28 protein-coding genes are annotated in these 24,392 nt (G+C 68.1%); 14 read left to right on the forward strand and 14 right to left on the reverse strand.

Annotated elements, in window-relative coordinates:
- Positions 1 to 5: 5 nt before the first annotated feature.
- Both B2363_RS06945 and msrA read right to left on the reverse strand, forming a co-directional pair.
- Positions 6 to 554, reverse strand: a complete 549-nt coding sequence (locus B2363_RS06945; RefSeq protein WP_181754828.1) for a mismatch-specific DNA-glycosylase — start codon at positions 552 to 554, stop codon at positions 6 to 8.
- Between the two features lie 4 nt (positions 555 to 558).
- The gene (gene msrA / locus B2363_RS06950; RefSeq protein ID WP_181754830.1) at positions 559 to 1,194 is read right to left on the reverse strand and encodes a peptide-methionine (S)-S-oxide reductase MsrA; all 636 of its coding nucleotides are present in this window, start codon (positions 1,192 to 1,194) and stop codon (positions 559 to 561) included.
- A 61-nt stretch (positions 1,195 to 1,255) separates the two neighbouring features.
- On the opposite strand from msrA, the gene B2363_RS06955 reads away from it, so the two are divergent.
- Both B2363_RS06955 and ilvA read left to right on the forward strand, forming a co-directional pair.
- Entirely contained in the window at positions 1,256 to 2,392 is a 1,137-nt protein-coding gene (locus B2363_RS06955; RefSeq protein ID WP_286929373.1) for an AI-2E family transporter, read from the forward strand.
- A gap of 9 nt (positions 2,393 to 2,401) precedes the next feature.
- Entirely contained in the window at positions 2,402 to 3,592 is a 1,191-nt protein-coding gene (gene ilvA, locus B2363_RS06960; RefSeq protein WP_286929374.1) for a threonine ammonia-lyase, read from the forward strand.
- An 88-nt stretch (positions 3,593 to 3,680) separates the two neighbouring features.
- Here ilvA and greA read toward each other — a convergent pair whose 3' ends face one another.
- Positions 3,681 to 4,172 (reverse strand): transcription elongation factor GreA, encoded by a 492-nt coding sequence (greA, locus tag B2363_RS06965; RefSeq protein ID WP_286929375.1) that lies wholly within the window; start codon positions 4,170 to 4,172, stop codon positions 3,681 to 3,683.
- Positions 4,173 to 4,237: 65 nt separating this feature from the next.
- Positions 4,238 to 4,621: a DUF4307 domain-containing protein gene (locus B2363_RS06970; RefSeq protein WP_286929376.1), complete on the reverse strand. Its 384-nt coding sequence runs from the start codon at positions 4,619 to 4,621 to the stop codon at positions 4,238 to 4,240.
- 74 nt (positions 4,622 to 4,695) lie between these two features.
- Here B2363_RS06970 and mca point away from each other — a divergent pair, with 74 nt between their 5' ends.
- On the forward strand, positions 4,696 to 5,547 hold the full coding sequence (gene mca / locus B2363_RS06975; protein WP_286929766.1) for a mycothiol conjugate amidase Mca: 852 nt from the start codon (positions 4,696 to 4,698) through the stop codon (positions 5,545 to 5,547).
- Between the two features lie 6 nt (positions 5,548 to 5,553).
- Here mca and B2363_RS06980 read toward each other — a convergent pair whose 3' ends face one another.
- From B2363_RS06980 to B2363_RS06990, 3 genes are read right to left on the reverse strand one after another with little or no spacing between them, the layout of a single operon-like run.
- Entirely contained in the window at positions 5,554 to 7,170 is a 1,617-nt protein-coding gene (locus B2363_RS06980; RefSeq protein WP_286929377.1) for a phytoene desaturase family protein, read from the reverse strand.
- Entirely contained in the window at positions 7,167 to 8,024 is an 858-nt protein-coding gene (locus B2363_RS06985) for an SDR family NAD(P)-dependent oxidoreductase (RefSeq protein ID WP_181754843.1), read from the reverse strand. Before B2363_RS06985 ends, B2363_RS06980 begins: the two co-directional genes overlap by 4 nt.
- On the reverse strand, positions 8,021 to 8,467 hold the full coding sequence (locus tag B2363_RS06990) for an SRPBCC family protein (RefSeq protein WP_286929378.1): 447 nt from the start codon (positions 8,465 to 8,467) through the stop codon (positions 8,021 to 8,023). The genes B2363_RS06985 and B2363_RS06990 overlap by 4 nt, the downstream gene beginning before the upstream one ends.
- 115 nt (positions 8,468 to 8,582) lie before the next feature.
- Here B2363_RS06990 and B2363_RS06995 point away from each other — a divergent pair, with 115 nt between their 5' ends.
- The 7 genes from B2363_RS06995 to B2363_RS07025 all read left to right on the forward strand — a co-directional run bounded on the left by B2363_RS06995 (position 8,583) and on the right by B2363_RS07025 (position 11,145).
- Complete coding sequence (locus tag B2363_RS06995; RefSeq protein WP_269456870.1) at positions 8,583 to 8,705, forward strand: hypothetical protein; 123 nt, start codon at positions 8,583 to 8,585, stop codon at positions 8,703 to 8,705.
- 9 nt (positions 8,706 to 8,714) lie between these two features.
- A complete protein-coding gene (locus tag B2363_RS07000; protein WP_181754847.1) occupies positions 8,715 to 8,933 on the forward strand; it encodes a hypothetical protein in 219 nt (72 codons plus the stop codon).
- Complete coding sequence (locus tag B2363_RS07005; protein ID WP_286929380.1) at positions 8,930 to 9,373, forward strand: ASCH domain-containing protein; 444 nt, start codon at positions 8,930 to 8,932, stop codon at positions 9,371 to 9,373. Before B2363_RS07000 ends, B2363_RS07005 begins: the two co-directional genes overlap by 4 nt.
- A gap of 11 nt (positions 9,374 to 9,384) precedes the next feature.
- Positions 9,385 to 9,927: a GNAT family N-acetyltransferase gene (locus B2363_RS07010; protein WP_286929381.1), complete on the forward strand. Its 543-nt coding sequence runs from the start codon at positions 9,385 to 9,387 to the stop codon at positions 9,925 to 9,927.
- A gap of 153 nt (positions 9,928 to 10,080) precedes the next feature.
- Positions 10,081 to 10,530: a hypothetical protein gene (locus B2363_RS07015; protein ID WP_286929382.1), complete on the forward strand. Its 450-nt coding sequence runs from the start codon at positions 10,081 to 10,083 to the stop codon at positions 10,528 to 10,530.
- Positions 10,530 to 10,823, forward strand: coding sequence for a hypothetical protein (locus B2363_RS07020; protein WP_286929384.1), 294 nt, complete (start codon positions 10,530 to 10,532; stop codon positions 10,821 to 10,823). Before B2363_RS07015 ends, B2363_RS07020 begins: the two co-directional genes overlap by 1 nt.
- 109 nt (positions 10,824 to 10,932) lie before the next feature.
- Positions 10,933 to 11,145 carry a DUF255 domain-containing protein gene (locus tag B2363_RS07025; RefSeq protein ID WP_286929386.1) on the forward strand — a complete coding sequence of 71 codons (213 nt, stop codon included), beginning with the start codon at positions 10,933 to 10,935 and terminating at the stop codon, positions 11,143 to 11,145.
- A gap of 98 nt (positions 11,146 to 11,243) precedes the next feature.
- Here the strand turns inward: B2363_RS07025 and B2363_RS07030 are convergent, their stop codons facing one another.
- The 5 genes from B2363_RS07030 to B2363_RS07050 are packed head-to-tail and all read right to left on the reverse strand — an operon-like array spanning position 11,244 to position 15,832.
- Positions 11,244 to 12,287, reverse strand: a complete 1,044-nt coding sequence (locus B2363_RS07030) for a hypothetical protein (RefSeq protein WP_286929387.1) — start codon at positions 12,285 to 12,287, stop codon at positions 11,244 to 11,246.
- Positions 12,284 to 13,804 carry an AAA family ATPase gene (locus B2363_RS07035; RefSeq protein WP_286929389.1) on the reverse strand — a complete coding sequence of 507 codons (1,521 nt, stop codon included), beginning with the start codon at positions 13,802 to 13,804 and terminating at the stop codon, positions 12,284 to 12,286. The genes B2363_RS07030 and B2363_RS07035 overlap by 4 nt, the downstream gene beginning before the upstream one ends.
- A 32-nt stretch (positions 13,805 to 13,836) precedes the next feature.
- Positions 13,837 to 14,388: a hypothetical protein gene (locus B2363_RS07040; protein WP_286929390.1), complete on the reverse strand. Its 552-nt coding sequence runs from the start codon at positions 14,386 to 14,388 to the stop codon at positions 13,837 to 13,839.
- Positions 14,385 to 14,609, reverse strand: coding sequence for a hypothetical protein (locus B2363_RS07045; protein ID WP_286929392.1), 225 nt, complete (start codon positions 14,607 to 14,609; stop codon positions 14,385 to 14,387). The genes B2363_RS07040 and B2363_RS07045 overlap by 4 nt, the downstream gene beginning before the upstream one ends.
- A 2-nt stretch (positions 14,610 to 14,611) precedes the next feature.
- Positions 14,612 to 15,832 (reverse strand): S1 RNA-binding domain-containing protein, encoded by a 1,221-nt coding sequence (locus B2363_RS07050; RefSeq protein ID WP_286929394.1) that lies wholly within the window; start codon positions 15,830 to 15,832, stop codon positions 14,612 to 14,614.
- 242 nt (positions 15,833 to 16,074) lie between these two features.
- Between B2363_RS07050 and B2363_RS07055 the strand changes: the two genes are divergently transcribed.
- The gene (locus tag B2363_RS07055) at positions 16,075 to 17,253 is read left to right on the forward strand and encodes a hypothetical protein (RefSeq protein WP_286929395.1); all 1,179 of its coding nucleotides are present in this window, start codon (positions 16,075 to 16,077) and stop codon (positions 17,251 to 17,253) included.
- Complete coding sequence (locus B2363_RS07060) at positions 17,246 to 17,992, forward strand: creatininase family protein (protein ID WP_286929396.1); 747 nt, start codon at positions 17,246 to 17,248, stop codon at positions 17,990 to 17,992. Before B2363_RS07055 ends, B2363_RS07060 begins: the two co-directional genes overlap by 8 nt.
- Positions 17,993 to 18,180: 188 nt before the next feature.
- Here the strand turns inward: B2363_RS07060 and B2363_RS07065 are convergent, their stop codons facing one another.
- Entirely contained in the window at positions 18,181 to 19,443 is a 1,263-nt protein-coding gene (locus B2363_RS07065) for a hypothetical protein (RefSeq protein WP_286929397.1), read from the reverse strand.
- Positions 19,440 to 21,407 carry an AAA family ATPase gene (locus B2363_RS07070; RefSeq protein WP_286929398.1) on the reverse strand — a complete coding sequence of 656 codons (1,968 nt, stop codon included), beginning with the start codon at positions 21,405 to 21,407 and terminating at the stop codon, positions 19,440 to 19,442. Before B2363_RS07070 ends, B2363_RS07065 begins: the two co-directional genes overlap by 4 nt.
- A 561-nt stretch (positions 21,408 to 21,968) precedes the next feature.
- Here B2363_RS07070 and B2363_RS07075 point away from each other — a divergent pair.
- On the forward strand, positions 21,969 to 23,531 hold the full coding sequence (locus B2363_RS07075) for an Eco57I restriction-modification methylase domain-containing protein (protein ID WP_286929399.1): 1,563 nt from the start codon (positions 21,969 to 21,971) through the stop codon (positions 23,529 to 23,531).
- Entirely contained in the window at positions 23,531 to 24,391 is an 861-nt protein-coding gene (locus B2363_RS07080) for a site-specific DNA-methyltransferase (protein WP_286929400.1), read from the forward strand. The genes B2363_RS07075 and B2363_RS07080 overlap by 1 nt, the downstream gene beginning before the upstream one ends.
- Position 24,392 lies beyond the last annotated feature (1 nt).

The following is a 24,392-nucleotide window of genomic DNA, read 5'->3' on the forward strand; positions in this document are numbered from 1 at the left end:
GCGCCTCACGCGAGCAGGCCCGCGGCCTGCGCCGCCTCACGGTAGGCGCGGGCCAGCGACTCGACGGTCTCGTGGGCGTTCAGGCCGCTGGGGTTCGGCACGACCCAGACCTGCGCGCCGGCGAGGTCCTCGGGCTGGCGTCCGGGGCGCGCACCCCGCTCACCGAACGCGGTGCGGTACGACGTGATCCCCGCGATCGCGACCACGCGAGGCCGGCGTTCGAGAACGAGCTCGGCCAGGCGGGCGCGTCCCTCGACCAGCTCAGCCGGGTCGAGCTCGTCGGCGCGCGCCGAGGCCCGCGCCACGAGGTTGGTGATCCCGACGCCCCGGGCCCGCAGCTGGTCGGCCGCGGCCGCGGGGTCGTCGGTGTCCACCAGTCCGGCGCGCACGAGCGCCGGGTAGAAGCGGTTGCCGCGCCGGGCGAAGTGCAGGCCCGTCGCGGCACTCACCAGGCCGGGGTTGATGCCGACGAACAGCAGTCGCAGGTCGTCGGGCATCAGGTCCGGGATCGTGCTCCCGGCGAACGACTCCAGCTCGGCGCGGCTCCAGCCCACGCGATCAGGCGTAGCTGACGCCGGTGGCGTGCAGCGGGCAGTAGCCGTACGGGTTCTTCACCAGGTACTGCTGGTGCGGCGCCTCGGCGTAGTAGTACGCGTCGAGGGGCCGGATCTGCGTGGTGATCTGTCCGTACCCGTGGTCGGTCATCTGCTTCTGGTACGCGTCGCGCGACGCCTCGGCCTCGGCCTGCTGCTCGGGGCTCGTGGTGAGCAGGATCGAGCGGTACTGCGAGCCGCGGTCGTTGCCTTGGCGCATGCCCTGCGTCGGGTCGTGGTTCTCCCAGAACACCTTCAGCAGGTCGGCGTAGCTGGTGACCGAGGGGTCGAAGATGACCTTGACGACCTCGGCGTGACCCGTGCGACCGGTGCACACCTCCTCGTACGTGGGGTGCGGCGTGTGGCCGCCGGCGTAGCCCACCGAGGTGGACCAGACGCCGGGCTGCTCCCAGAACGTCTTCTCCTCGCCCCAGAAGCAGCCGAGGCCGAAGACGGCGACGCCGAAGCCCTCGGGTCCGTCGGTCTCGATCGGGTTGCCCGTGACGAGGTGGCGGTCGCCGACCTCGAAGGGGCGGGTGTCGCGGCCGGGCAGGGCCGAGTCGGCCGTGGGCAGCGTGGTCTTGTCGAATCCGAATCTCATGGAACCTCCTGTGTCGTCTTCAACACCGTGCGGCGTCGGGGTGTTCCCGTAGCCTCGAACCGTGAGTGACGAGACGCCACGCGGGTCCGGGCGATACGAGGTTCCCATCGGCGTCGAGATCGCCGCGGCGTGGGCCTGGCGGGTCGTGGTGATCGGAGCGGCGCTCTACGTCCTCGCGCTGGCTCTGGGCCACTTCTCCGAGGTCACCATCCCCGTCGCCGTGGCCATCCTGCTCGCGGCGCTCACGGTCGGCGGCGTCGACTGGCTGCAACGTCACGGGGTGCCGCGGCTGCTGGCGGCGCTCGCGGTCGTGCTGGGGCTCGTCCTCGCCCTCGTGGGCATGCTCGGGCTCGTCGGGCAGCAGCTCTCCACGCAGTTCGACGACCTGCGCGACAGCGTGGTCAAGGGAATCTCGCAGCTGCAGGACTGGGCGCGCACCGGCCCGCTCAACCTCTCCGACCGCCAGCTGGCCGACTGGATCGACCGGGTCGAGAAGGCCATCTCCAGCAGCGACACCTCCGTCGTGAACCAGGCCACCGAGGTCGGCACCCAGATCGGCCACTTCGTCACGGGGTTCTTCATCGCCCTGTTCGCGCTGTTCTTCTTCCTCTACGAGGGCGCCCGGATCTGGTCCTGGGTGGTCACCCTCTTCCCCAAGGCGTCCCGTCCGCGCGTCACCTCCTCGGGCCGTGCGGCGTGGGGCTCCCTGACCGCCTTCGTGCGAGCCACGGTGCTCGTGGCACTCGTCGACGCGATCGGCATCGCCGGCGTCGCGCTGATCCTGCAGGTCCCGCTCGCAGCGGCGATCGGCGTGCTGGTCTTCCTCGGCGCGTTCGTGCCGATCGTCGGCGCCCTCCTGTCGGGCATGGTCGCGGTGCTGGTGGCCCTCGTCGCCCAGGGGCCCGTCACGGCCCTGCTGATGCTGGCCGGCGTGATCGCCGTGCAGCAGCTCGAGTCGCACGTGCTCCAGCCGTTCCTCATGGGTGCGATCGTCGCGCTGCACCCGCTGGCGATCCTGCTCGCGATCGCCACCGGACTCGTCGTTGCCGGCATCGTCGGCGCGCTGCTCTCGGTGCCGTTCGCGGCCTGCCTCAACAGCGTCGTGCGGCACCTCGCATCGGGGGAGCCACCCGACACCGACGGCATGCTGGGCGAGGAGTCACGGGACTTCGGCGACCCGCCTCCGGCCACGGCCTAGGCTGGATCCGTGGACCTCGACGATGCGCGCGCGGCGCGTGAACTGCTGGACGGGGTCAGTGAGGTCACCCCGCTGACCCACTCGCGATGGCTGCACTCCCTCACCGGCTGCGACATCCGGCTCAAGTGCGAGAACCTCCAGCGCGCGGGGTCGTTCAAGATCCGCGGTGCCTACACCCGGATCGCGCGGCTCTCCGAGGAGGAGCGCTCGCGCGGTGTCGTGGCGGCCAGCGCCGGCAACCACGCCCAGGGTGTCGCCCTCGCCGCCGCCCAGCTCGGCGCGCACGCCACGATCTTCATGCCCCACGGGGCCGCCCTGCCCAAGGTGGCAGCCACCCGCGGGTACGGAGCCGACATCAGGTTCCACGGCAACGGCGTCACCGAGGCGCTCACCGCGGCGGAGGAGTTCGCGGCCGAGACCGGCGCGACCCTGATCCACCCGTTCGACCACCCCGACATCGTCGCCGGCCAGGCCACCGTCGGCCTCGAGATCATCGAGCAGCTGCCCGAGGTCGCCACGATCCTGGTGCCGCTCGGCGGCGGGGGACTGGCCGCGGGCATCGGGCTGGTCAAGACCGAGCGCCCCGACATCCGGGTGATCGGTGTGCAGGCCGAGGCCGCCGCGGCCTACCCCGACTCGCTCGCCGAGGGGATGCCCGTCCAGGCCGAGCTCGGCGCCACGATGGCCGACGGCATCGCGGTCGCTCGGCCCGGCGAGGTGCCCTTCGGGCTGATCCGCGAGCACCTCGACGACGTCGTCACCGTGTCGGAGGAGTCGATGAGCCAGGCGCTCATCGGCCTGCTCGAGCGGGCGAAGCTGCTCGTGGAGCCCGCGGGGGCCGTCGGCGTGGCCGCGCTGCTGGAGCACCCCGACCGGTTCGAGGGCCCGATCGTCCCCGTGCTCTCGGGCGGCAACCTCGACGCGCTGCTGCTGATGGAGGTCATCCGGCACGGCCTGGCGTCCGGCGGACGCTTCCTCATGTTCCGCGTGCGCATCTCCGATCGCCCCGGCGAGCTGATGCGCCTGCTGACCGCGCTGGCCGAGATGGACGTGAACATCCTCAACGTGCACCACGACCGCGGCTCCGAGGCCCTCGGCGTGCGCGAGGTGGAGGTGGCCCTGCAGGTCGCCACCCGCGGTCTCGAGCACCGCGCCGAGGTCTGGCAGCGGCTCGAGGAGCTGGGGTACGACCCGATCTGACGGCGCCGCCCCGCGAGTGGCGCAGAAACGCCCGCCACTCGACGAGTGGCGGGCGTTCTTGCGCCACTCGAAGAGTGGCGCTGGGGGATCAGAAGGGCTTGGCCTCGACGATCTCGACGGTGAGCTTCTTGCCGTTGGGCGCCTCGTAGGTGGCGGTGTCGCCGGCGGACTTGCCCACGATGGCCTCGCCCAGGGGCGAGGTGGGGGAGTAGACGTCGAGGTCGACGCTGGAGTCCATGCTCAGCAGCTCGCGCGAGCCGAGCAGGAACGTCTCGGTGTCGGTGTCGCCCTCGAAGCGGATCGTGACCTTCATGCCCGCCTCGACGAGACCGTCGTCGGCCGGGACCTCGCCGACCTCGGCCCGGCGGAGCCGGTCCTCGAGCTGGCGGATCTGGGCGTCGGTCTTGCCCTGCTCCTCGCGAGCGGCGTGATAGCCGCCGTTCTCCTTCAGGTCACCCTCTTCACGCGCGTTGGCGATCTTCTGGGTGATGTCGGGCAGGACCTCGTTCTTGAGGCGGTTGAGCTCGGCGACGAGTCGGTCGTAGGCCTCCTGCGTGACCCAGATGGTCTCAGTCGACATGGCTGTTCTCCTCACTACGTACGACACCCCGGGACCTCCCGGGGTGAAACCTCGAGTCTACAGCATCAACGGGGTTCGCAGGAGTCCAAGACGGCGGTGACGGCCCGCCGTTCCGTGCGGATCTCCGCGACCACGCGGACCTGGGCGGCGTCCGAGGCGGGCACCTCGATCGTCTTCTCGCCGACGACGACCTTGTCCTGGCTCTGGGCGAACACGCGGCACGTCAGGGCCACGGGCTCGTCGCGGAAGATCTCCAGGTCGACCTTGGTGGTGCTGGCGTCGACGACCTCGTAGGAGTGGACGCGCGCCTGGTGGACGGGGACGTCGGTCCACGACGCCCACGCGGCCCACGCCACGCCGAGGGTGATGCCGACGGCGGCGACGACGGGCCACAGCCAGCGCGGAGTGGTGCGGCGGTGGCGTCCGTAGCGTGCGTCGAGGTCGGTCACGACATCCATTGTCTCAGGGGCGTGGAACACTAAGGGACGTGGTCGAGAACGCCGAAGCCGGCACCCTGCGTCTGATGCACGTGCACGCCCATCCCGACGACGAGTCGAGCAAGGGCGCCGCGTCCACCGCCAAGTACGTCGCCGAAGGGGTCGACGTCCATGTCGTCACCTGCACCGGTGGCGAGCGTGGATCGATCCTCAACCCGGCGTTCGAGCATCCGGGGATCCTGGAGAACCCCGAGCTCATCGCCGAGATCCGCCGCGAGGAGATGGACAAGGCCCGCGAGATCCTGGGCGTCACCCAGGACTGGCTCGGCTTCGTCGACTCCGGCTGGCCCGAGGGCAACCCCAAGCCGCCGCTGGAGGAGGGCTGCTTCGCGCTGGTGCCGATCGAGGAGGCCGCCGCGCCGCTCGTGCGCCTGATCCGCTCGTTCCGTCCCCACGTGCTCACCACGTACGACGAGAACGGCGGCTACCCGCACCCCGACCACATCAAGTGCCACGAGGTCAGCGTCTACGCGTTCGAGGCGGCCGCCGACCCGGAGCGCTACCCCGAGCTGGGCGAGGCCTGGCAGGTCAAGAAGCTCTACTACCACCACGGCTGGTCGCGGGCGCGGATCGAGGCGATCAACTCCGCGATGGAGCGTCACGGCCTCGAGTCGCCCTACAAGGACTGGCTGCAGGAGCGCGAGCTCGACCCCGAGCGCGAGAAGCGGATGACCACGCGCGTGCCCTGCGCCGAGTACTTCGACGTGCGCGATCGCGCGCTGATCGCTCACGCCACGCAGATCGACCCGAACGGGTTCTGGTTCGCGGTGCCGCGCGAGGTGCAGGCCGAGGCGTGGCCCACCGAGGACTATGAGCTGGTCACGTCGTTCGTCGACTCGCAGGTCCCCGAGGACGACCTCTTCGCCGGACTGCGCTGACCCCGCTCAGCGACCCAGGGTGCGACGCGCGAGGCCGCGCACGGGATCGAGCACCGTGCCGATGCGGGCATGGGCCAGCGCGGCGCGCGCCGCGTTCATGCCGGGAGCGCCGTGCACGCCGCCGCCTGGGTGGGCTGATGCGGAGCCGAGGTAGAGCCCGCCGATCGGCGTCTCGGCGCGGCCCAGGCCGGGGGTGGGCCGGAAGACCAGCTGCTGGTGCAGCTGGGCCGTGCCGCCGTTGATCGCCCCGCCGACGAGGTTCGCGTCGCGCGCCTCGAGCTCGCGCGGACCCAGCACGCGGCGCGTCATGATGCGCGACCCGAAGCCGGGCGCCAGCGCCTCGATCCGGGCCTGCATGCGGTCGGCGAACCGCTCGACGTCGTCGTGGTCCCACGTGCCGCGGATCGACCCGTCGCCCGCGTCGGCCACGGTCCTCTGGGGCACGTGCGTGTAGGCCCAGACCGACTCGGTGCCCGCCGGCGAGCGCGTGGGATCGGTCGTGGTCATCTGGCCGGCCAGCAGGAACGGGTGCGCCGGCACGCGCCCGGCGTGGACCTGCTGGAGCGCCTGGTTCATCTCAAAGCGCGAGTCGGCGACATGGAAGGTGCCCGGTGCGTAGAGGGGCGGCGTGGCCCAGGGGATCGGCCCGTCGAGGGCCCAGTCGACCTTGACCGTGCCGGGGTCGAGCCGGAAGTCCTTGATCCGCCGGTTCACGCGGGCGGGCACGTCGGCGGGGTCGAGGAGGTCACCGTAGAGCTGAGTGACGATCACGTCGGCGATCACGGCGCGGGTCGCGGTGTGGTGCTCCCCGTCGGCCGTGCGCACCCCGGTGGCCCGGCCGCCGGCGACGTCGATGTGGGCGACGCGGGTCGACGTCTCGATGCGTCCGCCCAGCGACTCGAGCCGGCGCGCCATCGCCTGCGTCAGCATCCCGGCGCCGCCCTCGGGGACGGGGAACCCCACGGTCTGGCCCAGCATCGTCATCATCAGGCCCATCAGCCCGGACCCGGGGGCGTCCAGCGGGATGTCGGCGTGTCCGGCGTTGCCGGCCAGCAGGAGCGCGGGGGAGGGGCCGCGGAAGCGGGTGTCGGCCAGGTCGATCACGGGGCTCAGCAGCGTCTTGACGAAGTCCATGCCGCCGACCCGTGGCAGCTTGGCGGCCGTGCTCAGCCCTCCGCGCAAGGGCGGGAACGGGGTCAGCAGCGACGTGATGAGCGCGTCGCCGATCGTGTCCCACGCGGCGCACAGCTCGAGCCATGCGTCGCCGTCGCCGGGCTGCTGCTGCTCCATGAGGGCTGCGGTGATCGCGCGGTCGCGGTGCAGCAGGGCCCAGCTGCCGTCGGTGGAGGGGTGACCCAGCACCGCAGGCGCGTGGCGCCAGACCAGCCCGTGCTCCTCGAGGTGGAAACCCTGGATCGTCCGCGACGCCGCCGCCAGGGGATAGAAGGTGCTGAAGGTGTCGTGGACGAAGCCCGGGTGGACGTCCTCCGCGCTGCGCACCGCGCCGCCGACCGTGTCCTGCTCCTCCAGGACCAGCACCGACCAGCCGGCGTCGACGAGGTGGTTCGCGGCAACCAGGCCGTTCGGCCCGGCGCCGATGACGATCGCGTCGTGGGTGCTCATCGGTGGTCCACCTTCTGCAGCGAGGACAGGACGTTGCCTGCCGTGGCCCGGACGGTGCGGTCGGCGTCGGTCGCCAGCCGGGCGAAGAGCGGACCGATGAGTCGATCGTAGACGCGCGGTGTGGCGACGAAGCCGAGCCGCAGGACGTGGTTCAGCATCGGGACCTGCGTGTTGCGCCGTGGGCGCTCGAGGCGTCGCACGATCACACGGGCGACGGCGTCGGGCGACAGCACCGGAGGCGGCGGCGTCCCCGCGTTCCCCGTGTAGTTCGCGGCGTGGGGGTAGATCGGCGTGTCCACGCCGCCGGGGGAGACGCACGAGACGCTGACGCCGACGTCGCGGTTCTCGACCTGCAGCTGGCGGCACAGGGCCCGTACGGCCCACTTGCTCATGACGTAGGGGGTCATCGTGGGGACGGTCAGGTGCCCCACGACCGAGCTCACCACGACGATGGAGCCCAAGCCGCGGGCGCGCATCGGCGGCAGCACGTGGCGGACGACGTTCACGACGCCGAGGACGTTGGTGCGCAGGACGCCCTCGAACACCTCGGGCGGGACCTCCTCGGTGCGGCCGTAGGAGACCACGCCGGCGCTGCACACCACGTCGTCGATCCGTCCGTGCCGGGCCAGCGTCCCGCGCACGCACTCCGCGACCGCGTCGTCGTCCCCGACGTCCGTCGGCGCGATGTGCACCGAGGCGGCGCCCGCGGCCCGCGCCTCCTCGGCGGTCCGCTCCAGCGCCTCAACGCCGCGGGCCACGAGGGTCAGGTGGTCGCCGCGCGCGGCCAGGCGGCGGACCACGGCCAGCCCGATCCCGCTCGACGCCCCGGTGACGAGGGAGACGCGAGGGGTCATGAAGTCGGCAGCTCGCGCCGCTCGGCGATGAACGCGAGACGCCGCAGCGACTCGGAGTTGCGCCAGCGCAGGGACAGGCCGCGCACCGGCTGCGGGATCAGCGTGGCCGGGCCGCTGACCGGCTCCTCCTCGATCGTGACGAGCGTGCCGGCGCCCTGCGGCGAGAGGGTGATGACCACCTCGGCCGCTCCGGCGGGCCAGCCGCGGGCGTGCAGCTTGATCCGGCGACCGGGGTCGGCCTCGATCACGCTGGTGCTGTCGTCGATGAGGGCCGGCCAGACGCCCACCGAGTGGTGCAGCTTCGCGCCGACCTGGGGCCAGTGGCTGTCGACGTCGCGCATGCGTGAGGCGCCGACGACCCAGAGCGGGTAGAGCCAGCCGTCCGAGAGGACCTCCCAGACGCGCTCGGGCGTGGTCTCGACGAGTCGGGTGTTGGTACTCATGCCTCGCAGGTACCCACCGGCGCGCGCCACACACCCCGCCGCGGTGGCCGCGTGGTTGCCGGAATCGCCTACGCTGCGTGGTGACAACAGTTTTCGACAGTGAGGATGCGAGCCCATGTGCTCTCCGGTCCCGTGCAGGCAGTGCGGCAAGACGACGTGGCGAGGATGCGGCGAGCACGTCGACCAGGTCCGTGCGGCGATCCCGGCCGACCAGTGGTGCGGTCACGAGCAGGACTAGGCTGATCCGGTGACCATGCTGGATCTCGCGGTGCTCGCCACCCAGGAGATCGACCCCAAGGGCAACCAGTCGATCGGCTGGCTGGCCGGCCTCTACACGCTCGGGCTGTTCATCGTGATCGGCCTGCTGCTGTGGTCGTTCACCAAGATGGCGCGGAAGGCGCGCGAGCCGTGGGAGGGCGAGGACACCGACGCCCGCCGTCCCGAGGACGATCCGCCGGCGCCGTGACCGACCTGCCCCGCCTCTGGCACGAGTTCGTCGAGGCGCACCCCGAGTTCGCCGGCGAGAGTCCGGAGGTCGAGCCGTTCGGCGACACCCCCGAGATGGCCGATCGCCTCGGGCAGCTGGTGCTGGACGGGACGAAGCGCGCCACCGCCGGACCCGTCGAGGAGGGCGTGCCCCCGGACGGCGCGCACTGGGTGCTGCTCGACGGTCGAGGCGAGGCCGTGGCCGTCATCCGCACCACCGAGATCCGCATCGGCCGGCTCGACTCCGTGGACGACGCGTTCGCCTGGGACGAGGGCGAGGGCGACCGCACCCGCGACTGGTGGCTCGACGCCCACCGCGGCTATTTCCGCCGCCGACTGCCGCACGTGACCGACTTCGACGCGCTGCCGACCGTCTTCGAGAGGTTCACCGTCGTCTGGCCGCCCGCGCTGGCCGACTGAGCGGGGGCTCCGTGACCGAGCTGACGACTGAGCGCCTGACACTGCGCCCGTGGACGCCCGCCGACCGTGAGCCGTTCGCCGAGCTCAACGCCGACCCCGAGGTCATGGAGCACTTCCCGTCCACGCTCGACCGCGCGGGCAGCGACGCCCTCGCCGACCGCATCGAGACGCGCATGGCGCACCAGGGTTGGGGTCTGTGGGTAGTGGAGGCGCCCGACGGCCGCTTCGCCGGTATCGCCGGGCTGAACCCCGTGCCGCCGGATGTCCGTTCGCTGCTGCGCGGCACGCCCCCGGTCGAGGTGGGCTGGCGCTTCGCCCGCTGGGCCTGGGGCCACGGCTGGGCCACCGAGGCCGCCACGGCCGCCGTGCGCCACGGCTTCGAGATGCTGGGGCTGGTCGAGATCGTCTCGTTCACTGCCGCCGGCAACTTGCGCTCGCGAGCGGTGATGGAGCGCCTCGGCATGACGCGCGACGAGGCCGACGACTTCGACCACCCGGCGCTGCCGGTCGACAGCCACCTGCGCCGGCACGTGCTCTACCGCTTGCCGCGGTAGCCGCGGCGTGGCCAACCGGCTCGTGCTGGCTGTTTTCCACAGCCAGCCTGCACGTGGGTTGTCGTGGCACCGCGACGTCGGGAGGCTGTCGTCCGAGCGAGCGACTCCTGCGCTCGCCGGTCGAATCGGGGGATTCACATGCTTGGTAGTCGCGTGGGCAACAGGGACACACGTTGTCCGGTCGGGCTGGTCGTCACCTTCGTCGCGGAGATGTTCTTGGGCCTTGTCAGCCCTTCGCCGGCCGAAGCGGCCGGTGCGTGCGGGGACCGCTCGCTGAACTCGATCAAGAGGTACTACCCGACGAAAGCCGGGAAGGTCCCGCTTCGCTGTGGCTTCCACAACCATGAGGAGAACAAGGGCTTCGGGGTGCGACACCTTGAAGCTCGAGGACGATACAACGTCTGGTTTCGGGGCATGATCGGTGCAACGCTCGAAAGTCCAGCGTCGATCAAGCGCGAGGGGACGACGTTCATCTACCGCACGAAGTACTTCACCAACTGCGACCCGGTGTACCGGTTCAAGGTCGTCGTTCAGACGAAGAACATCGGCGGAACGAGACTCATGCGTGGTGTCATCACCGCCTACCAGGAGAAGAGGAAATGATGGCCAAGCGGGATCTCATCTCTGAGTTCAGGACACTGCGCGACCTGTTGGTCGGTGTGCAGCGCACGGATGACAACGGCCCGGTCCTCACGATCGAGGACGTGGTCGTCGTGTCCGAATCGGCCGACGTCATCGAGGGCCGCGTCCTCTTCACCGACTACCGCGCTGCCGGTCGTCCTGCGCGGACGTCCGACTTTCACTACGAGGTCAAGCAACTCGCGGTGGACGGGCCCGAGGATGCGGCGGACCTGCTGATCGTCAATCTCGAGGAAGAGGTCCTCGCCATCGACTGATGGGAGTCACGGCTTCGTGCCGAGCACAAGACTCGGCGACCAGCGGCGCGACCTCAGACCGCCATTACGTCGGCATGTGATCTGTCGCCCGCCCCGGTAGCGTGACGAAATGGCCAATCGACTCGCTCAGTCCCAGTCGCCGTACCTGCTGCAGCATGCCGACAACCCCGTCGACTGGTGGGAGTGGAGCCCCGAGGCACTGGCGGAGGCCGAGCGCCTCGACCGGCCGATTCTGCTGAGCGTGGGCTACGCCGCCTGCCACTGGTGCCACGTGGTCGGGGTTGCGCTCAGGTCGGACTCGATCGGGCCGGTTCACGCTTGATTCGAGCGTGATTCAGGCCGTTCAGGTCTGCCGCTGGTCGTCGTTGGACGCGCGTTCCGGACGAATTCGTATCAAGATTTCGTATCGTCGGCCAGTGCTCACGGTAGGTGAACCAAGACGCGCTTCGGCTGAGACGCGACGACATCCTCACTACGGCCGAGGTCTCCGAGCCGGTCGGCTGATGACGCAAGTCCCCAGGTGAAGCCGTCGATGCCCTCGACGGTTCGCTGCCGCAGGCGATCGAACCCCTCCGCTGATGTGACTGCCAATCCACAGCTAAAGCGAAGATGCCGATTGTGTGGCCCGTACGGCGTGTTCTTTGCACGCCGAGACTGGGCACCGTTTCGATCCCAGGCGGCCGCGAGGATGACCTCCGCAGAACCGATTCGTCCGGAACCGATGTGCGGTGCGACCCGTTGATGGGCAACCTCGAGGGCCTGTTGCTCCGACCAGGAGGGATCCCATTCGCCGAGGATGCGTAGGTGTGCCCCATCGCGAAGAGCGCCATCCAGGCTACGGACGAGCCACTTGGCATGGTCGCCAGACGCCTTCGTGAGGAAGTAGCGATCCAAGAGCGTCGCCTCGTCCGAGATCTGGGCGAGGGGTCGAAGAACCGCATCCCAGATCTCGTCCCTCGAAGAGCCCTGCGCAAAGTTGCCGCGGTCGCGAAGTCCGCGAACGGTGTTGGCGGTCGCACAATGCGCGAACGAGTCGAGGTAGGCCAGTTCTGGCCCGTCGTTCCGACAGACGAACCCCGGGCTTTCAGGGACGCCCTGTGCATGTCCGGAGACATCACTGACGACGAGCACGTCGACGTCGCTGCTGAGATCGAGTGGAAGCGGCGTCTTGAGGGCGACCTCCCGGGACGTTTCCGTGCCGTTGCCTCGGCGGATTCGATTCACCCCGTCCAATGCCGTCAGGGTCTTCACCCACAGGGTTTGGGTATCCGAGCTCAGATTGGTGATGGCGTCGAAAAGTTCGACGAGGTCGTCGTTGTTGCGGGCCTCCAGAAGGCCAAGGCTTTCGAGACTTGTAGCCATCGCACGCTGTGCATTCAGTGACGCTCGCGAGGAGTCTTGGAAATCGAGAAGGGCGCTTGCATCAACACCTACCCTGGCCAGCAGCCCTGGATGGCGGATCACCGCGTAACCCCGAGGATGTCAGCCAAGGTGTCATCGAAGAACCCGGTGGGCCACGGATCAAGGAGCTCACCTTGTGCGCCGAGGCGAAGTCTGCGAACGGTGACGCCGTCGTCGGGCGTGTTGTCGACATACAGGACCGCGACCTCGTCCGGCAGGAGCTGTCCGGCACGGACCAAGCGGCGGGCCCGCAAGAGGAGGCTCTCGGAGTGTGTCTCCACAACCACCTGGTTTCCGCGGCGTAGGACGGAGAAGGCAAACAGGTTCGCCAACTTCGCCTGAAGGCGCGGGTGCAAATGGAGCTCGGGCTCCTCGATGGAGATCACGCGTTGCGTCGCATGCGCACACGCGTCGATCACGGGCAGCAGCTGGCTGACCCCGTATCCGACCTCCGACAGTGGAACAGGCGCTCCGGACCGTCGGTCGGCCAATATCCAGTCGGATACACGGACTCCGCCCTGGTCGGATGTGAAGGCTGGCTCGAATGAGTGGGGGATCTCCAGCTGTTCCAAGAGTTGGTTGAGGACCTCGTATCCCTCGAATCCTGCTACGCCCCATCGTGGGGCGCCGGCGATTCCCCAGTGGTCCGGGCCAGCGATGTCCGCGAGGTCAACCGGGGAGTATTTCTCTGCAGGGTTGCCCCGGTGCGGCCCGAAGTGCGTGAGCTGACCGGCCAGTCGGAACAGAGTTCGCTGGAGGTGGACGTCGGCATCCCCAAACAGCAGGTGGTCGACGTCCCGCTTCATTGGCTCCGAGCGCTCACCGCCGGACCACTCACTGACCTCCCACCGGGGTCCGATGTTGCCGAAGTCGCCACGATCGATTGGGTCGGCATCCTCGAAGTTCAGGAAGAACTCCTTGCGGGCCTGGGCTGGGTCGCCTGCCAGGCCGATGGTCGACGACTGCCATGGACCGATGTCGGAGCTCTGGAATCCAAGCTCGGCCCGGGCGAGGTCGCCGGAGCGTGGGAGGCGGTAGTCGACTCCGAGCACGAGCGTCCTCGTCTGAGAGAATGGGGTGTCCTCAGGCTGGCGCTCCCAGGTGACCACGCTGTCAGGGCGAACGTCCGGAAACGCTCGACGCCAGAGATTCAGGGCGTCGGACCTGCCGGTGTCGACGGCATGCATGAACAGTTGCAGTGCCTTGAGTGCCGTCGACTTTCCGGCGGAGTTTGGTCCGTAGACCAAGGTGAGTGGCGCGAGCGGGATCTCGTGACGGCCTGCCAGCGACTTCAAGTTCTCCACGTGGAGACGCTCGATGAGTGGCTGCGGGCGAAGGCGCTGCTTCGGCTCTCGCGGTTCGGTTGCGCCGCCCGCAGGGCGAGGGTCGTCGGCGTGTCGATCGAGGAATGCCTGGAGCTGCTCCTCGCTGCGCTTCTGCTCCTCGCGCCAGCGTTCGCCAGCCTCGCGCATGCGACGTACAGTCTCCTCCTGCCGAGCCTTCATCGCCTCGCGGTCGAGGCTGACCCACTCGGGCGGGATCGGGCGCTCGCCCCCGGAGGTGCGGGTCGAGTCGGGCATGGAGTGCTCCTTTGGGTTTGTGCGAATGCTATTCAGTCGATCGATCGGCTGCGGTGCAATCGGAGCGAACGGCCGACGCCTCGGGTCAGGCGGCCGAGACGCGATGGTTCCTGCCAGGCGACGCTCTTGACGTAGGGCGGGCCGAAGCCGGGAGCCGGGTCTGCGACCACGACGAGGAGGGTGCGGCTGCCGATGTCCCGGAACAGCTCGATGGCGAAGTCTTTTGGACTGCGCCGCCGCTTGGACGGATAGGCGATCACGGCCTCGATGTGCTCGGCAGTGATGTTGTGCTGGGCCATGTCGGCCCGAGCCTCGGGCGAATAGGTCACCCGATCTCGATCCGCCTCGGCTTGCACGAGCGCGGAGTGAAGATCGTCCCTGCCGATGACGGCGACGAGGTGGCGCATTCGGGAGCGTTGCTCCTCAAGCAGGTGTGTGACCTGGGCGGCCGCCTGGCTCCGGCCCTCGAGTGAACGGCGTCGCAGGGCAACGACGTTCCGGACGGTCAGCAGCATGAGAATCATCCAGACGACGCCCACCGTCAGTGTGAGCGAGAGCAAGGCGAGGTCGGGTACGCCGCTCATTGACCGGCCTCCTTCGCCGGGGCGGACAGGGCGGCGCGCCATGCCTGCTGACTTCCCTCGGAGAAGTTCCACGCCGCGGGGCGGAAGAGGCGTTCGACCGCCTCGTGCACGGCGGCAGGTGGGGCGGACGGCACGACTTTGAGTACGACGCGGCTGACGGCAGGAGCCACGCTGTTACTCATGACGTCGGCGAGAAGCGATTGCAGCAGCAACGTGAGCATGATCAGGCCTCGCTCACCAGGGCGAAGTTGAGCTGGCCCTTCTCATTCTTGCTGGTCACCTTGACGTAGACCGACTGGCCGACATTGGCGACGAGCGTGGCGTTGGCGAGGCGGCGACCGTTGTTGAGAGGGTGCATCTCCGAGACGTGGAGCAGGCCCGACTCTCCAGACGGCAGCAGGATGAAGGCCCCGAACGGCTTGACGCCCGTGACCTCACCCCAGCACGGCTCGTACCCGCGTGCGGGCGCAGGCGGGAGCGCGGCCTGGATCTTGGCGGTCTCGACCATGTCGGTCGCCTCGATCATCGCGAGCTCGACGCGGTGCCGAACCTGGGCAAGCATCTCGTCGATCACCTTCGACGGATGCGTACGTCCCCGACGGGTGCGGGTGGCGACAAGTAGTTCCTGCTCCAGGTCTGCCGAGCAGGCGCTCCACAAGATCTCGTCAGCGCGAGCCTCGGGAGAAGCGATCACGCCGGACGGTGCGCCGCGGAGGATCCCGATCAGCTCGTTGCGTGCGCGGGTCAGCGACTTCGCCAGCGTCCCCTTCGCGATCGTCAGCGCCTTCTCAAGCGCACGGATCTGCGCTGGGTCGGTCGACTCAACGAGGGGCTGGAGCAGGGTGGTGACGAGCTCCGGGACGTAGGCGAACGGAGTAGCGCCGACCGAGGCGACGGGCGTAGCTACGACAGAGGTGATGGTGGCGACCGCGGGAGAGCGGTGCACGGTGAGCTCGGACATGGTGGTTCCTTCCTCAAGGACGATGTTTGGGTCTTCGGCCACGCACGACGTGGTGGCCGACATGGCCTCGGTGGTCGAGGCGGTGTGCGCAGGCATTCGCTGCGCGGTCATGTGTTCAAGCACTTCGTCAATGAGGGGGTGGAACGTGGTGCTACTTGAGTTGGCAGCCTTGCTCTGGCTGCCGGTGCCGCGTCGGACCGACTCGCCGATGGTCTGCCCGGCTCGGCCCTTGCTGTAGTACTTGCCGTCGAAGTTGCCGGTCGACTTCAGGACAGCGATCTGCCTAGCCGTCGCCGGCTGAGACCACATCCACGAGTTGGAGGATCGGGTCGCGGATGATCCGGCGGACGTGCGCGAGGAACCTCGGGACGAGGCGGTGCTGCGACCGCCCGCCGACCGGGATCCCTTCGCCATGCTCATCTCCTTGGGTACGTCGGCCAACGGTGTGCTGACCGAAATATGCAAAGTCGAAAAACATAACACCCCTGTCAAGTCCTGCTGTCACTTGGCGTTGTCGGGTGTTGGTCTCGTGCCGACCGATCGCTGGGCCGAGCTCGGCCCATCGACTCGGACGCTCGACCTCCACGCACAACAACGGCCTGAATGTGTCGGGGCCTCGCCCTACGCTCGTTACACCAGCCTCGGGGCTGCACAACACGGCTCACCAACGAGGAGGGAGGCCATCCCCATGGCCAAGTCGGCGTTCTTCAGTTTCCACTACAACCGTGACGCTTGGCGGGTCCAGCAGGTCCTCAACATGGGCAAGCTGGAGGGCCAGCCGCTTCGAGGCGGTACGCCGGCGTCGCGGTTTTCGCGAGATCCAGCACGAGTCGGTACGGCGCCAGCTGATCGGCTTTGAGAGCGGTGACCACCAGCCGGGTGATCAATGGCGGCACCTCATAGCCGCCGCCCTGCAGATCCCGCACGATCGCCTCTTCGGCCCGTCCGCGCCTCGCGCGTTGCCCAACCCGATGCTCGCCTCGACGCACGTCACCGAGGCCACCGTGCAAATCCTCCTCCGGCAACGCGCACTCCACGCCGAGAACGAGCACATCTTCGGCCCGTTGCATGTCCAGCAGCAGGCGTACGCCGATCTCCAGATCGTCAACCAACTCCTCGCTGTCACACCGGCCAAGCTCCGACACGAAATGCACCGCGCAGCGGCCTCGGTTGCCGAGTTGTTCGGCTGGATCGCCCAGGACAGTGGTGACACCAGGCTGGCGCTGACGCTCACCGACGAGGCGCTGGGCCACCTGAACGTCGTGAACCACGCCGACCCTGCCTTCAAGGCGATGGTGATCATGCGTCGGTCGAACATCGTCACGGTGTCCGATCCGAGGACCGCCGTGGAATGCGCCGAGGTCGCGGCGCAGCTCGCCGAGCATCTCCCAACTGGCCGGCTGCACGCTGCCATCGGCCGCCAGCAGGCGCTCGCAGCCTTGGCTGCAGGGGAGGAGCGTGCGTTCAACGAGCACGTCGCGTACGCGCTCGACCTCGCTGAGGCGGACAGGACGACCGACGACCTCGCTGCCTACGCCACCCGCGGCTACGTCCTCTCCGAGATCACGCCCGGCATGATCAGACTCAATCGAGCCGATGAGGCAGCAGACCAGCTGATCGGGCACCTGCCGCACTGGCCAGACGGCCAACAGCGCGACCACGGGATCGCCCAGCTACGTCTCGTGCGTGCACTCGCGGCGACCGGCGACTACGGCACCGCGCTCGAGTACGTCGAGGACGCCGTCGCCGCCTGGCGAGCAACTCCGTCCGCCAGGGCCCGGCACGAGCTTGAGCAGCTCGGGAACCTTCTGCGAGACCGATCCCGCCGGCAGCCGGCACTACCGTTGAACCAACTCCGCGGCCGGGTCAAGGACGCACTTCAAGGAGGCAGCAGCGATGGCTGAACACCACGTCCTACCCGCGACCGCGACCGCGGACGCCGCCGTCATCGAGCCGAGTGTGGCAGTCCTTCCGGTGGGTGCCTTCGAGCAGCACGGCCCGCACCTTCCGCTCGCAACGGACACGCTGGTCGCCGTGGCGATCAGCAACGCGATCGCCGAGGTCGTACCGGTACGACAACTTCCGCCCGTGACGATCGGCTGCTCCCACGAGCACGCCGCCTTCCCGGGGACACTCAGCATCAGCGCCACCACACTGGCGGCGATCGTCGCCGACGTCGCTGCCTCGCTCCGAGGTCAGGGGATCGAGCACCTGATCGTGGTCAACGGCCATGGCGGCAACTACGTCCTGTCGAATGTGGTCCAGCAGGCCAACGCCGTGCGCCCGCGGTCGATGGCGCTCTACCCCAACCGCGTCGACTGGGACGAAGCGCGCGCGGCCTCAGGCATGACCACGACGGCGCACGAGGACATGCACGCCGGCGAGCTCGAAGCCTCGATCCTGCTCGCCGCTTGGCCCGAGTACCTAGGCGATGGCTGGCAAGAAGCCTGGACCGACGCCGACCAGACCGCCGCCGACCGCCGCCACCTGCTCACCGTCGGCATGGACGCCTACACCACCACTGGCATCATCGGCAGGCCCTCGTTGGCAACCGAAGCCAAGGGACAGGTGGCCCTGCACGCCCTGGGTCAGAACGCGGTGAAGGTTGTGGAGATTCTGACCAGCGGATCACCCAGCCAATAGGGCGACGCGGTCCGCTCCTTCGTCGCTCCCCGCGCCGCCCACGACGGGGAGTGGGGGAGGCGACTGTGGCCGGATGGACCAGGAGCCGACGCTGGGCCGTGTGGCCGTCTGGCCGCCTCCGTTCAGACTTTCTCTACTGCATCAAGACCGGGGCCAACGACATTCGCGATGCTGTCGGGCGCAGCAATCTAGGCGCTGGCGGTCAGGCCCGGCGCTCCTTTCACCCGTGCGACGATGGCGGCAGCAACGTCGTCGGCGGACGTCATCCAAAGGGAACGTCCGCCGTGATCTTTAGAGACAAAGCTGGACGATGCTGGCGCAACGAGCCATCCCGATGCCGCGCCGGCGAACAACGCTGGCCGGTCGCGCATGTACCCGAGGAGCTGGGACAGCCCGCTGCCGAGGTACATGCCTGACCCGGAGGCCTTGAGCTCCAGCAAGACGGCGCTCGACGAAACCCCATCGTCGACAACCTCGACGACGATGTCAGGCCGCGTTCCTCCCGAGGGGAGTTCGTAGTGGCGGATGGCGTCGTTGAGCTCGGACGGGCGGGTCGCTGGTGGCCATCTCTGGTACCAAACGCGGACCTGGCGCGTCGAGGACAGCCGGTAGACGGCGAACGGACGGGTCTTGTTGTCGTGGAAGAGCATGGTCGGGTTCGCGCGTCCGCCGACCGCGCTGAGCGCAGTGGTGATGCGAAGCAGAACGGCAATCTCGAATAGCTTCCAGTCTTGCTTGGGCTCAAAGTAGCGCTGGCTCAGCGCATCGACGATGTCGGCGGCAGATGGCGCGACGAGCAGACGGCGCAGGTAGCGCGCGGCCTCGGTCACGCGCAATCGGTAGAAGCCCATCCTGTCAGCCTTGAGCCGGAAGTAGACCTCGTCACCAGGCCAGGTAGGCGGGACGGACTCCAGCCAGGCGGTTTTGCGTGCTCGGCGGACTGTTGTGGTCATCGTCCGGATCTCTTCTGCCCATGCGCCATAGGCCTCGCCCAGCGGGGCAATCGCCATTACGCCGCGTTCGTCGATCGTTCTGAGCACCCACGCCAGCGCTCGGTTCTCGGGGATGTTGAATATGCGGTTGGCTGGTCGGGTCACCCAGATATCGCCCAGTGGACTCGAGGTGGCTCTGTGACGGGAGGTAGCCGCCCAGTCGATGCCGGATGTTACGGACCTTCCGGCGATGCGAGGGCGCACGGAGGATGTCAGGGGACGACGGACCCCTGTGGGGAGAGCCGCCGCCAACTCGCGCACGGGTCGCGACAGCATCATGTGTACGGCCAGGACTCGTCGTAGATCCGACTCCGGGAGACTGAGGAGCTCGACCGCGGCGTTCACCGGTCCGTCCCGTTCGATGCTTGCTGCACTCAGGAATGCGGGGAGCAGTTCTTGGACCTCCGACAGCATCACCGCGCGCAGGGCGGGCTCTATGCTGCTGTCGATCTGGCTCATGACAACGCGACCTCACGAAGCGCCGCTTCCAGAGCGGAGCGGGCGGGCAACCCATCGGTAGCCGCGAGTTCATCGATAATCTCGAGGAGCTTCTCGCCCGACGTGAGCGGCTGCCCTTCGTATTGGGGGACGACCAAGAGGCGAGCGGCGGTGAGGATGGCTTCCTCGTCACTGGCAAAGGTTGGCTCCCCGCTGGCAGTCTCGGTGAGCCCTTCGACGATGAGCTGTGCAAAGTCGCGCCCGATAGCCGGTCCGATCGGTACCGGGCCGCCTACCACCGCCATTGCCAGCTCGACGAAGGTTGTCGCGTCCTCACGGCCGAGTGCTCCGAACCAGCGACCAAACAGCGTCCGGTAGTCGTCCTCTGCTGGGAGCGGTACGTCGATGACCGCAAAGCGGCGGAGGAAGGCGAAGGACAGCCGGAAGAGGCTTGCCTTGTCGGAGACATTCAGCGTCCCGACTAGGCGCCATGAGGGCGTGATCGCGAATACACCCTCGGTCGAGCTGCTACTCGACGACCACTCGATGGTCACCGGCTTCCCATCACTCGTCATGTAGGGGAGCACAGAGGTTCGTCCGGTCGATCCCTCGCCACCGGAGAGAACGGTGAACAGCGGACCGAAGGCCTTGTCGATGTCTGCGCGGTTGACCTCATCGATAATCAGCCAGCCGTTCGTCCGGAGCGACCGCAGCACCACGCCTGGGACGAACTTCAGGCCGCTCTCGTCGGGGAGGTAGCCGCCGATGGTGTCGAAGGTCGTCCAGTCGGCGGTCGCGGTGGTCACGTCGTAGTTGGTGCTGACCACCGCTCGACACAGCGCCTCAGCGAGGGTTGTCTTGCCGGTTCCCGGTGGGCCGCCCAAGAGAAGGTGCTTGCCTGCCCGGAGTGAGGCCACGGCGGCCGCAACGACGCTCCGTTCGATGGAGAAGCCGTCGGGGAGTTCGGCAAGCACAGCCTCAACCGACAGCCCCTGGAGAGCTGCCGCAGCGTCGGCGTCCTCCGGAGCTTCCTCCGCCTCAGAGGCCACAGGGGCGTCGGCTGGAAGCGGCCGCTTGGCGAGGTCGATGGCTTGGGTGACCGCTCGGCTCAGCGTCCGGAATTCGTAGAAGGCCGCGAAGTCGTCGACTGCCTTCACGGGCTGATCCGCACTCAACAGGCCGAGGAGCTCGTCCGTGGCCGCGATGGCCGGCGTGGCATTGAACGGATCAGAAGGGGTGGCCTTCCGCTGTGCATCGATCAGGAGGGCCTTGATGTGCTCGGGCGTGTACGCGATCGGTTGTTGGGGCTGGGTCAGCGTGCCGCTGGCATCTGCGGTGGCGAGCCCTGGCATAGCTGCTCGCGTGACGAGGAACGCGAGGTCGCCCTCGCGCGGGGGACGACCAGCGTCAGTCAGTAGCTGGGCAGCTGTCTGAACGTTCTGAGCGGCAACCAGGCTCAGGTTTCTGAGGAGGGCGCTCTCATCTCGATCGGGACCGGCCGCTGTTCGGACGCTGGCACTCAACGAGCGGGGAACCTCCTGGATGGGGCGCGCCGGAGCTGACCCCTTGAACTGAGACGCCACGGTGTCGCTCAGTGCCCGCAGCCGCAGGAAGTCGGCCGCCGGCAGCGCGTTGGGGAGGGTCTCGATCTCAACAGGAACCACGACCAGCGTCTCGGTGCCATCAGCCTGGTCATTGGCGCCGCCGGACACACGCAGCAGGTGCGGGACCTGGCCGGCGACGGCCTCGTAGGCGGTGAGCAACTCATCTAAGGAGAGATGCAGCAGGTTGTCGGCCAGGTCGTCGAGCGCTCGCAGCTCGTCCTCGCCGTGCGCTGGCGTCGACTCGTACAGCGGAACGACGTGCTCGCCGGGGGACATGCGGCGGAGCGCATCGGCGACGGCGGTGCCGGGCTTGGCGGCCAGCTGGCCATTCCGAACGTGCGCGTACACCCGCGCGTTGGCGAACATGGCGTAGTCGGTCACGACAGTAAGTTATCGGTCGCACGGCCGGGGCACCCGGAAAGTGTCGGCCCGAGCCTCTATGTTGACGACGTGATCCACCGACGAACTCCTCCAGACTGGGTCGCGCCGTCCTCCCCCGGTCATAACCGCCCGCTTGTGCCGCGCGTGGAGCGGCTCGCACGGGGCGTCCGCGCCGCCGCTGTTCAGGTCCAATCCCGAGTCGACCTGCCGTTCGAGGATCTCTACCGTCCCACCCGAGTTGGGGTCGGCTTCACACTGCCTGACGATGACCTGGCGCGACGGTCCGCTTGGGCGCTCCTTGGCGAGTGGCTGGTCGCTGCGTCAGTGCGAGCCCCTTGCCTTGGGCAAGGGCTGGCGGCCGCCCACGACTGGTTCTGGCAGGGCAGCGGACGGGAGATTGGAACGGCTCCCGACGTCGACGTCGACCTCGAGATCGGAGACGCTGTCGAGCTCCGTGCCCTGCTGCCGTACCTCCTCGACCCCATGGCAGCAGCTACGCGACGTGACGTTCTGAGTGCCCAGACCACTGCTCATGAACGGCGCTCGCGGAAGGCGTCCGGGGTGTACTACACCCCCGGCGACGTCGCCTACCTGATGGTCGAGCGCGTGTTGTCCGGTCATGCCGGCACGGATGAGGATCTTTGGATCGATCTCGCTCACGGCAGTGGCGTGTTCCTGCGTGCCGCGTTCTGTGCCCTCGGGGGACGGTCTGAAGCGGCCGACCGCCTTTATGGAGTCGACCTCGATCCCATCGCCGCCGAGACAGCCTCTTTCGTCCTGACTGCCGAGGACCTGGTTCGCAATCCGGACGCTGGTGCCCCGTGGGAACGCTGGCACCGGTTCCGTCGGAACCTTGCAACGGGCGACGCTCTCCTAATCGACACCAGCACTACTCCGGCTCAGCCAACGCTGCAGTTTCACACGAGGACTGATGCGATCGACGGGCATCCGCTCGGGCGGTTCGAGCCGTGGGGGCTTTCGGCGGTGTTTCCTGAGACGGCCGGTCGAGGCTTCGCGCGTGTGATCGCGAACCCCCCATACGCTCCACTCCAGCGCAGCGCAGCGACGTTCCATGTGCCATACCTGCACGGTGTCACAGGACGTGCTGCGGGCGCAGATATCTCGCCCGTGTTCGTTGAGTTGGCTGCCAACATACTGTCGGACGATGGCGCGCTGGCAGTCGTGCTGCCGCTTTCCGTGGTCTCCTCGACGAGGGCGCCGTTCCCTGAGCTTCGGCAGCAGCTCGCAGCCCAGCGGGGCTGGCTAGAGTTCCTGTCCTTTGATCGTGTCCCCGATGCCCTTTTCGGTGACGACATCAAGACGCGCAACGCGATCGTGCACCTCGATCGGAGTGCTCCGAGCGATCTGACCGTCAGCCCGCTGTATCGGTGGACCAGTCGGACCCGGGAAACGGCGCTCCCCAACATCCCTGTGGTGTCGGTTGCTGGCGTAGAGGGTGTACCGGGTGCCATTCCGAAGATCGGCAGTGAATGGGAGCGGGAGCTGCTGTCGGCGTGTGGAACCCACGGGACATACCTCGAGCACTGGCAATCGCGACGGCGGCAGCTGCCCCTCGAACGTGTCACGCGCAGCGTTGACGACGTGCAGTCTGACGTCCTCGCGTTGGCGCCGACGGCGTACAACTTCCTCGGCGTGATGCGTGACCCGTTCCGCGCCGTGACCGATGGGCACAACTCGCAGAACGGTTTTTCGATCATCCAGTTCAGTAGCGAGCGGGACGCCTCAGCGGCGTACGCCTTGCTGAGCAGTCGGTTGGCCTTCTGGCTGTGGCACGTAACCGGCGATGGCTTCCACGTCACGAGCACCCTGCATCATCGCCTGCCGATTCCGCCGGGGGACGAGGATCGGATCGAACGCCTCGCCGACCTCGGTGACCGGCTATGGAAAGCAGCGCTGGAGGGCCCAGTCGTCAGCAGCAATCGCGGTCGCACTACCGTGGCCTATCCGACATGGCCGTACACCGAGTTGATCGATCAGATCGATGCCGAGGTAGGCGCATACATCGGTGTGGCATACGGAGCTCGGTTGGCCGCATGGCATGAGCAGCTCGTTGTGGTCGACCTCGACTCTGAGCGACGCAACTTGATCCGAAGGAAGAAGTAATGAGCCTGGTCGTAACCCGAGAGCAGCGCGATTCCAGCGCGATCACGAAGGAAGAGTGGCGCGAGTACACCAAGACGGTGTGGAGCATTGCCAACACTTCGGATCCGGAGCACCCGGCCGTCTTTCCCCCGGAGATCCCACGACGTCTGATCAAGATGTTCAGTTTCGTTGGCGAGACCGTGCTCGATCCGTTTGGTGGGACCGGCACGACTGGCCGGGTCGCCGCTGAACTTGATCGCCACGGTGTGTGCGTCGACCAAAGCGACATCTACGTCGATCGGATGCTGCGCGAGAAGGCGCTCCTCAACGGCTCCGGCCATCTGTTCGACCCGACCCTGGGCGACGCCCGCAAGCTCGACCTGGGCGATGAATCGGTGGGGCTGGCCGTCACGAGCCCGCCGTACTGGAACAAGGCCGACTACGGGGACGGTGGGGACAACCTCGGCAACGTGGATGGCTACCTGGAGTTCATCGAGTCACTTCGTCCGGCCTTCGCGGAGGTCTTCCGCGTGCTGGCTCCTGGCCGGAAGTTCTGCGTCAACACCGCCAACGTGAACCAGCACACCGAGCACGGCTTGCTGACGTTCCCCCTTGCGACGGATCTTGTGATCCTTCTTCGCGAGCTTGGCTTCGTGCTGGTCAACGAGATCATCTGGAACAAGGACGGGACGGGCGGCAAGTGGGGCTCTGCCAACGGCCAACGGCCCATCTTTGGTAGTTACCCGTACCCGCCAAACCTCCTGTTCAAGAACGTGCACGAGTACGTCATCATCGCGGCGAAGCCCCCGACAAAGAAGTCCACGGGCAAGACGGTGCTCCCATACGACGAGATCATGCGGGCACCCGAGACGGCTCGGTGAG

Origin of the sequence: Aeromicrobium sp. UBA7512 (assembly GCF_002476985.1) — a bacterium.
GTDB lineage: Bacteria > Actinomycetota > Actinomycetes > Propionibacteriales > Nocardioidaceae > Aeromicrobium > Aeromicrobium phoceense.

What these genes read in the sequence shown, in the direction of transcription:
- msrA (WP_181754830.1), bottom strand. Translation starts at nt 1,194, where the DNA reads ATGAGATTCGGATTCGACAAGACCACGCTGCCCACGGCCGACTCGGCC.
- B2363_RS07025 (WP_286929386.1), top strand. Translation starts at nt 10,933, where the DNA reads ATGGCCAATCGACTCGCTCAGTCCCAGTCGCCGTACCTGCTGCAGCAT.
- B2363_RS06985 (WP_181754843.1), bottom strand. Translation starts at nt 8,024, where the DNA reads ATGACCCCTCGCGTCTCCCTCGTCACCGGGGCGTCGAGCGGGATCGGG.
- B2363_RS07060 (WP_286929396.1), top strand. Translation starts at nt 17,246, where the DNA reads ATGGCTGAACACCACGTCCTACCCGCGACCGCGACCGCGGACGCCGCC.
- B2363_RS07045 (WP_286929392.1), bottom strand. Translation starts at nt 14,609, where the DNA reads ATGCTCACGTTGCTGCTGCAATCGCTTCTCGCCGACGTCATGAGTAAC.
- greA (WP_286929375.1), bottom strand. Translation starts at nt 4,172, where the DNA reads ATGTCGACTGAGACCATCTGGGTCACGCAGGAGGCCTACGACCGACTC.
- B2363_RS07035 (WP_286929389.1), bottom strand. Translation starts at nt 13,804, where the DNA reads ATGCCCGACTCGACCCGCACCTCCGGGGGCGAGCGCCCGATCCCGCCC.
- B2363_RS06995 (WP_269456870.1), top strand. Translation starts at nt 8,583, where the DNA reads ATGTGCTCTCCGGTCCCGTGCAGGCAGTGCGGCAAGACGACGTGGCGA.
- B2363_RS07080 (WP_286929400.1), top strand. Translation starts at nt 23,531, where the DNA reads ATGAGCCTGGTCGTAACCCGAGAGCAGCGCGATTCCAGCGCGATCACG.
- B2363_RS07020 (WP_286929384.1), top strand. Translation starts at nt 10,530, where the DNA reads ATGGCCAAGCGGGATCTCATCTCTGAGTTCAGGACACTGCGCGACCTG.
- B2363_RS07040 (WP_286929390.1), bottom strand. Translation starts at nt 14,388, where the DNA reads ATGAGCGGCGTACCCGACCTCGCCTTGCTCTCGCTCACACTGACGGTG.
- mca (WP_286929766.1), top strand. Translation starts at nt 4,696, where the DNA reads ATGCACGTGCACGCCCATCCCGACGACGAGTCGAGCAAGGGCGCCGCG.
- B2363_RS06990 (WP_286929378.1), bottom strand. Translation starts at nt 8,467, where the DNA reads ATGAGTACCAACACCCGACTCGTCGAGACCACGCCCGAGCGCGTCTGG.
- B2363_RS06980 (WP_286929377.1), bottom strand. Translation starts at nt 7,170, where the DNA reads ATGAGCACCCACGACGCGATCGTCATCGGCGCCGGGCCGAACGGCCTG.
- B2363_RS07065 (WP_286929397.1), bottom strand. Translation starts at nt 19,443, where the DNA reads ATGAGCCAGATCGACAGCAGCATAGAGCCCGCCCTGCGCGCGGTGATG.